Annotated in this window: 5 protein-coding genes and 2 pseudogenes; 5 read left to right on the top strand and 2 right to left on the bottom strand. The window is 68.2% G+C overall.

Annotated features, from left to right (window positions below; translation table 11 throughout):
- Window positions 1-259 (top strand): annotated as a pseudogene (locus AOK17_RS46145) (xanthine dehydrogenase family protein molybdopterin-binding subunit); the annotation flags it as partial.
- Window positions 260-619: 360 nt separating this feature from the next.
- A complete protein-coding gene (locus AOK17_RS46140; protein ID WP_107102675.1) occupies window positions 620-1,168 on the top strand; it encodes a GNAT family N-acetyltransferase in 549 nt (182 codons plus the stop codon).
- Window positions 1,169-1,213: 45 nt separating this feature from the next.
- Here the strand turns inward: AOK17_RS46140 and AOK17_RS46135 are convergent, their stop codons facing one another.
- The gene (locus AOK17_RS46135) at window positions 1,214-1,612 is read right to left on the bottom strand and encodes a DUF4440 domain-containing protein (protein WP_055618627.1); all 399 of its coding nucleotides are present in this window, start codon (window positions 1,610-1,612) and stop codon (window positions 1,214-1,216) included.
- A gap of 152 nt (window positions 1,613-1,764) precedes the next feature.
- Window positions 1,765-2,930: pseudogene (locus tag AOK17_RS53190) on the bottom strand (ISKra4 family transposase); the annotation flags it as partial.
- Window positions 2,931-3,377: 447 nt separating this feature from the next.
- Here AOK17_RS53190 and AOK17_RS46125 point away from each other — a divergent pair.
- The 3 genes from AOK17_RS46125 to AOK17_RS46115 all read left to right on the top strand — a co-directional run bounded on the left by AOK17_RS46125 (window position 3,378) and on the right by AOK17_RS46115 (window position 7,190).
- Window positions 3,378-4,520, top strand: coding sequence for a LacI family DNA-binding transcriptional regulator (locus AOK17_RS46125; protein WP_079053675.1), 1,143 nt, complete (start codon window positions 3,378-3,380; stop codon window positions 4,518-4,520).
- A 358-nt stretch (window positions 4,521-4,878) separates the two neighbouring features.
- On the top strand, window positions 4,879-6,258 hold the full coding sequence (locus tag AOK17_RS46120; RefSeq protein WP_055618625.1) for an ABC transporter substrate-binding protein: 1,380 nt from the start codon (window positions 4,879-4,881) through the stop codon (window positions 6,256-6,258).
- Window positions 6,259-6,260: 2 nt separating this feature from the next.
- A complete protein-coding gene (locus tag AOK17_RS46115) occupies window positions 6,261-7,190 on the top strand; it encodes a carbohydrate ABC transporter permease (RefSeq protein ID WP_055618624.1) in 930 nt (309 codons plus the stop codon).
- The last annotated feature ends 75 nt before the right edge of the window (window positions 7,191-7,265 follow it).

Below are 7,265 nucleotides of genomic sequence, written 5' to 3'. Positions count from 1 at the left end.
GCACACGGTCACCGACCACCGCGACGGCCGGATCGTCAACGCCAACCTCGCCGACTACCTGGTCCCCGTCAACGCCGACGTCCCCGAACTCAAGGCGATCTACGTCGACGGCCGCGACGACGAAGCCGACCCCCTCGGCGTCAAGGGCCTCGGCGAGGTCGTCCTGGTAGGCGTGGCACCCGCCATCGCCAACGCCGTTTTCCACGCCACCGGCCGGCGGGTGCGCGACCTGCCGATCACCGCCGAGTCCCTGCTCTGAGCCGAGCCCTGGGCAGAGCAGCACGCTGCTGCCCAGGCCTAAAGATCGGACTGCTTCGGCCGCTCGCCGAGACCGCCGTGTCGCAGTCTCGTTCGGGCCGGGCCAGGCCAGGCCGCAACCGGACCAGGGCAACCGTTCATCTCCTCGGTTCTCGCGTTTCTGCGGGGGGCCTGAACAGGTCGGGGTCCACGCGGCTCCGCCGCCGAGGTCGGGGGCTGTACGAGGATCTTCAGCGAGCATCTGGCCTGGTCACTGTTCGCGCATCACGGCAGACCGTGCCAGGTCGGGAATCGGCGTTGGGTGTAGCTCTTCTGCAGGGACGGGCTGATCTGGGAGAACGACCATGGCAGGATGCGGCCCATGGCAGGAAGAGACCTCGAGGCCGGGCGTCGTGCCGGCGACGGGCTGGTAGTACGCACCGGACGCAAAGATGATCTTCCTGAGCTGGTGCGGATCTACAACCACTACGTCACCCACTCGATCATCACTTTCGATACCCAACCGGTCACGGTGGAGAGCCGCTTGCAGTGGTTCGAGAGATTCTCCGACACGGGTCCGCACCGGCTGTTTGTGGCCACTACCGGCTATCGGGTACTCGGGTGCGCCTCAAGCAGTCCCTACCGGACGCATCCGGCCTTCGATCAAACGGTTGAACTGGGCGTCTACGTGGATCCCGATGCGCGGGCCGCTGGGATTGGTTCGGCGCTGTACCGCACCCTCATCGAAACGCTGCGCTCGCAGCCGGTCCATGTCGCGCTGGCTGGGATCGCACTTCCCAATGACGCTTCGGTTGCTCTGCACCGTAAGTTCGGCTTCACCGACGTGGGCACCTTCGCCGAGTACGCCACGAAGAACGGCGGTTACATCAGCTCGGTCTGGATGCAACTGCGCCTGCCCCCTTCGAGCTGACCCTGGAGGGGTACTCCAGATCGTGCGGCGGTGCCGCTTTTGACCTCAGGGCCGGTCGCACCAGGAGACCGCAGCGATCCGCCAGCCATCCGGGGTGAGTACGAACTGCATCGTCTTCGTCCCGCCGCCCTCGAAGGGCACGCCGTCGAGGATCCCGGATTTCCGGTACTCACTGAACCGCGATGCGATGGCGCCGACGGTCTCGGTGCGCTCCGCGGTCTCCCACTCGTTGAAGTTCACCAGTCGGCCCTCGGCCAGCAGTTGTTGGCGTGGCTCGATGAATTCCTCCACCGTGTACACCGTGAACTCCGGCCCTGCCTTGATGAGGACGCCCCCAGGCACTACCAGTCGGCGGACCCGATCCACATCTGCGGCCTTGCCGCCCCTGTTGTCGAACGCACTGAAGAACTCGGCGGCGACGCCGTCGATCTTGGCCTTGGACATACTGGGACCGTAGCACCGGCACCGGTTCGCCCTTGCGTGATGTGTGCGGCTTTCCTGAGTGACGGTCGTATTCAGGCGGTCAGGTCGTATTCGGCCTGGTCGGGGGCGGGGTACAGGCGTTGGGTGTGGCTCTCCTTGAGGGAGGTTCCTGATCAGGCCGTGAGTTCGTAGTTGTGCTGGTCGGGAGTGGGGTAGAGGCGTTCGTGTTCGCGGGCGAGGTGGTGTCGCCAGTAGGCGGCACAATCACCGTTGCCGATGAGGGCTCGGAGCGTGAGAACGGCTTCGGCTCCGTCAAGTCCCCAGCGGCTGCCGGTGATGTCGAGGCGGTCGCCGATCAAGTGGCGGCAGGCGCCTTCGATCGGGCCGGTGGCGATGGGCCAGCCGGCTGCGAAGGCGGTGTCGTAGCGAAGCTGGTCGAGGTGTCCGGTGCGGTAGCGGACGCACGAGTCGGCGCTTTCGCGCCTCGTTCCGTGCAGGTGGGCCCGGTCGGCCTCGGCCGTGATCTCGGCGGCGGCTCGGTCTGCCTGCCCGTGGAGGATCGTGGTGAGGTGACCGGCGACCCAGACTTCGGCGTCGGGAGTGCCGGGCTTGTGGAAGCAGTGGGCCGCCTCCCAGACGTACTCGGCCACGTGTACGAAGTCGAGCAGGATGTGCACCTTGATGTGGCGCCGGTCGGCTTCGGCTCGGATCAACTCCAGCTGGTGACGGGCGCCGTCGACCAGAACCACCCAGTCGCGCAGATGGCTCCGGTCGCGGGCTTCGGCCTGGTCAAATGCGGCGGCGATCACGTGCTCGGGCGGGTGGACGAGGGAGGTGGTGAGCCACGTGCGCTGTGCTCTTGGCCCCGGGTGAGGCGTCCGTGTGGTGCTGCGGCCCTCAGGCGGGGCGATCACGTCATGGGGCCGACGCGGGGCGGGTCGGCATCGAAGACGCAGGCCAGGGTGGCCATCCGCTTGCGGTGCGGTTTCTCGCCCGGAGCCAGCCGGGTGCGCAGAGCCCGCCGGCCGTTCAGGTGTGCTTTGAGCGTCGCGGGCCGCAGAGCCTCGGGCCGCATGAAGACGCCCTTGCCGTCGACCTGCATCACGAGCGCGGTCGCGGCGGTCGACGGGAGCGGAATCCTGCACCGGTGGAAGTCATCGACGTCCACCGCCGCGGCGACGACCAGCAGCAGTTCGGCCTGCCGTTTGCCCAGAACTCTCCCGCAGCTGCGGTCAATTGCCTCTTTGGCCTGGTCGTAGGAGCCGCGAACGGCTTCGAGGACGGCGAGCCGGCGCAGGCCGTGGGAGTGCATGTGGGTGGGTAGTGAGAGTTCCGCGTCGGGAAGACGCGACCGCACCTCACGCTCACCCGCCAACCGTGAGGTCAACTCGGCTATCTCCGCCTCGAGTTCCTCCACCCGGACACGCGCCGCCGTCTCCCGCGTCTCCAACTCCGCGATCAACGACACCATCGACGCCCCCTACTCCACCCACCACGGTAGAAGGACGCCTACCTCGCCCACACCATCAACCAGCGTTCTCCCAGCTCAAGGGCTTCCCCGGAGGAGAGCTACACCCATCGGCGTTCCAGGGTGTGGCAGGGCCCCCACGCCGCCGGCGGCGCCGACATGATGGCGGACTCGGCCGGGCCGGGCCGACGCGGACGGACGTTACGGATACGTTCCAGACTCTTGACGACCGTCCTATGACTGCGTAGACATGACAGCGCAGTCAGACAACAGCGTCTGACAGTATTGGGCTCGATCGTGCAGCCATCGGGAGACGCAATGACGCGAGGTTCAGGACGGGACGGGAGTCCCGGTGCGCCGCGCAGCGTGGACGTGGCCCGGTTGGCCGGGGTCTCGCAGAAGACGGTGTCGCGGGTCTTCAACGACGAGCCGTACGTCTCCCCCGAGGTGCGTCGGCGTGTCCTCGAAGCCGCCGAGCAGCTCGGCTACCGGCGCAACAACGCCGCCCGGGCGCTGGCCTCCGGGCGAACCCGCTCGATCGGCGTGGTGACGCTGGGCACGGCCCTGTACGGTCCCGCCTCACTCCTCATGGGTGTGGAGCGGGTCGTCCGGGACACGGGCTACGCGCTCCGCGTGGTCAACACGATGGAAGGCGACCCCGCGGGCGTCGCCGGCGCCGTCGGCTCACTCCTCGACCAGGGCGTGGACGGCATCGTCATCTCCGAGCCGATCGAGGAGGAAGGAAGCGAAGGGGACCTGTCCGTCCACGTCGGCGTGCCGGTCCTGGTCCTCGGCGCGCCACCACCCTTCACGGCCTCCACGGTGCTGACCGGGGCGGGCGGCGCCGATCTGATGGCCCGGGCAGCCGTCGAACACCTGCTGGACCTGGGGCATGTGACGGTCCATCACCTCGCCGGTCCCCAGCGGTGGTACGCCGCCAAGGACCGTCTCGAGGGATGGCGGGCGACTCTGGCCGCACACGGCAGGGACGAACCGCCGGTCATCGAGGGCGACTGGTCGGCCGCTTCCGGCTACGCGGCAGGACGGGAACTGGCCGCCGACCCCGAGGTGACGGCGGTGTTCGCCGCCAACGACGACATGGCCATCGGTCTGATCCGGGCCCTGACGGAAGCCGGCCGGCGAGTGCCGGAGGACGTCAGCGTCGTCGGCTTCGACGACATCCCGGTCGCCGCCTATGTGACTCCCCCGCTGACCACGGTGCGGCAGCCGTTCGACACCGTGGCGCAGGAGGGCCTCAAACGGCTCGTGCACGCGATCGAGAACCCTCAGGCAGAGGCGCTGCCTGCGAGCGACCCACCGGTTGACCTCGTCGTCCGTGCCTCGGCCCAGCCCCCGCCGCCCCGGACGCCTCCGGGACGTCGGCGACGTACCGCCACGCGATCCCGTGAAAGCACCTCCAGCTCCCCGCTTCCGAAGGGAGGCTCGTCCACCCACCACTGAACAGCGCCGATCAGCCCGGCCGCCGAGCCGGATCCGGCATGTGATCCCAGGGGCGAGCCGCCGTACCGGCCATGGTTCGGCCCCGTCCATCCCAACCGCGCCCCCGCCGCTGCGGACGACCCCGCAGTACGGCCAACACGCGAACTCCGTTTCACCCAGCGGCTCTTGAGCCGCATGGCCTCAGCGCTCCCCGGCTGCCCGCACACATCTGCGTGCCGCACACCGGCTGCGCGGCCACGCTCCCCGAACCTGTGGCTTCGACGTCCAGATCGTCGCGCCCACACCTCCCCTTCGCCATCCCTTTTCCGCACGCCCTCCCCCGGCGTGCCGGCCCCTTCGCCATCGGCGGGAGTTCACCATGCCCACATCCGGCTCCTCCTCCATGAACCGTCGGCTCTTCCTCACCGCGACGGGAGCGCTGTCGCTGAGCGGCGCGCTGTCCGCCTGCGGCGGCGACAGCGACGGCACCAGCGGAACCTCCGCCAAGCCGGTCAGCCAGGCCGACATCGACAAGGCGATGCAGACGCCGACCGAGCTGACGTTCTGGACCTGGGTCCCGAACATCGACAAGGAGGTCGCGCTCTTCGAGAAGAAGTACCCGGCCGTCAAGGTCAAGGTTGTCAACGCCGGTCAGGGAACGCCCCAGTACACCAAGCTGCGCACCGCACTCAAGGCGGGCAGCGGCGCCCCGGACATGGTGCAGATCGAGTTCCAGGCCATCCCGACCTTCACCATCACCGACAGCCTGCTGGACCTGCGCCCGTACGGCGCCTCCGGACTCAAGTCCACGTTCGTCGACTGGACTTGGGGCCAGGTCAGCGGCAGCAGCGGCGAGGTCTGGGCCATCCCGCAGGACACCGGCCCGATGGGCATGCTGTACCGCAAGGACATCTTCGACCAGCACGGCATCGACGTCCCCACGACCTGGGACGAGTTCGCCGCGGCGGCCCGCAAGCTCCACAAGGCCGACCCGGACGTCTACCTCACCAACCTCGCCGCCAACCAGGTCGCCGCCTGGCACGGCCTGCTCTGGCAGGCGGGCGCCAAGCCGTACGTGACCTCCGGCAAGAGCGACATCACCGTGAGCGTCGACGACGCCGCCTCCAGGAAGCTCGGCGAGTACTGGGGCACGCTCGCCAAGGAGGGCGTGATCGGCGTCGAGCCCGACTTCACCGACGGCTGGTACGCCGCACTCAACAAGGGCAAGTACGCCACCTGGCTCACCGGCGCCTGGGGCCCGGCCTTCCTCTCCGGCTCCGCCAAGGCCACCGCAGGCAAGTGGCGCGCGGCCCCGCTCCCGCAGTGGGACGCCGCCAAGCCCAGCTCGGGCAACTGGGGCGGCTCGACCACCGCGGTCATCCGCTCCACCAAGAACCCGATCCAGGCAGCGGTGTTCGCGCAGTTCCTCAACAGCGACCCCGCCAGCGCCAAGATGTTCGCCACCGAGCAGTTCTTCTTCCCGGCGACCAAGGCCCTCCTGTCCGACGCGAGTTTCCTCGGGGACACGCCCGCCTTCTACGGCGGCCAGAAGGTCAACGAGGTCTTCGCGGACATCAGTTCACAGGTCAACCCCTCCTTCCAGTGGCCTCCGTTCCTCGACCGGGTGGCCACGGACTGGACGGAGACCGTCGGCAAGTCCCTCGCCAACAAGTCCGACACCGTCCGCGCGCTCGGTGCGTGGCAGACGCGCATCACGACCTTCGCCAAGGGCCAGGGCTTCACGGTCAAGGGAGGCTGACGATGGCCACCACGACAACGGCCCCTGCTTCAAAGGCCGTTCGCACGAAGTCCTCACCACGACGGCGCCACGGCACGGCCGGGGCCCTGTTCATCGCCCCGTTCATGGTGCTGTTCGTGCTGCTCTTCCTCGCCCCGCTCGGCTACGCCGCCTACCTGAGCCTGTTCCAGGAGAAGCTCATCGGCGGCTCGTCGTTCGTCGGCCTGGACAACTACGTAACGGCCCTGAAGGACCCCCTCCTCCGCAAGGGCATCGGTCGCGTCGCGCTGTTCTTCATCATCCAGGTTCCCGTGATGCTGCTCCTTGCCCTGTTCTTCGCACTCGCGCTGGACAGCGGCCTGCTGCGGCTGTCCCGCGTGATCCGGCTCGGCATCTTCGTCCCGTACGCCGTCCCCAGCGTGATCGCCACCCTCATGTGGGGCTACCTCTACGGCCCCGACTTCGGCCCCTTCGCCCAGATCAGCCGCGATCTCCACCTGCCGGCCCCGCACTTCCTCAGCGACAGCTGGATGCTCGGCAGCCTCGCGAACATCGTGACCTGGGAGTTCGTCGGCTACAACATGATCATCCTCTACGCGGCCCTGCGCACCATCCCCGCCGAGTTGTACGAGGCGGCAGCCATGGACGGCGCCGGCGCCTGGCGGATCGCCTGGTCCGTCAAACTCCCCGCGCTGCGCCCGGCGTTGACGCTCACCCTGCTGTTCTCGGTGATCGGCAGCTTCCAGCTGTTCAACGAACCGAGCCTGCTGATGAAGGTCGCCCCGGACGTCATCAACAGCTCCTACACCGCCAACCTCTACGCCTACTCGGTCGCCTTCATCAGCCAGCAGACCAACTACGCGGCCACCGTGTCCTTCATCCTCGGTCTCGTCATCGTGATCGTGTCGTACGCCTTCCTGCTCACCGCGAACCGCAGGAGGAGGACCTCATGACCACCGTGACACCCAACGCTTCCACAGCCACCACCTCGGCGGCGAAACGACTTCCCGCCGAGGTGGTGGCTGTGG

Source organism: Streptomyces phaeochromogenes, from assembly GCF_001418655.1.
In the GTDB taxonomy this organism is placed as follows: domain Bacteria; phylum Actinomycetota; class Actinomycetes; order Streptomycetales; family Streptomycetaceae; genus Streptomyces; species Streptomyces phaeochromogenes.
This window is presented reverse-complemented; position numbering and strand designations above follow the sequence as displayed.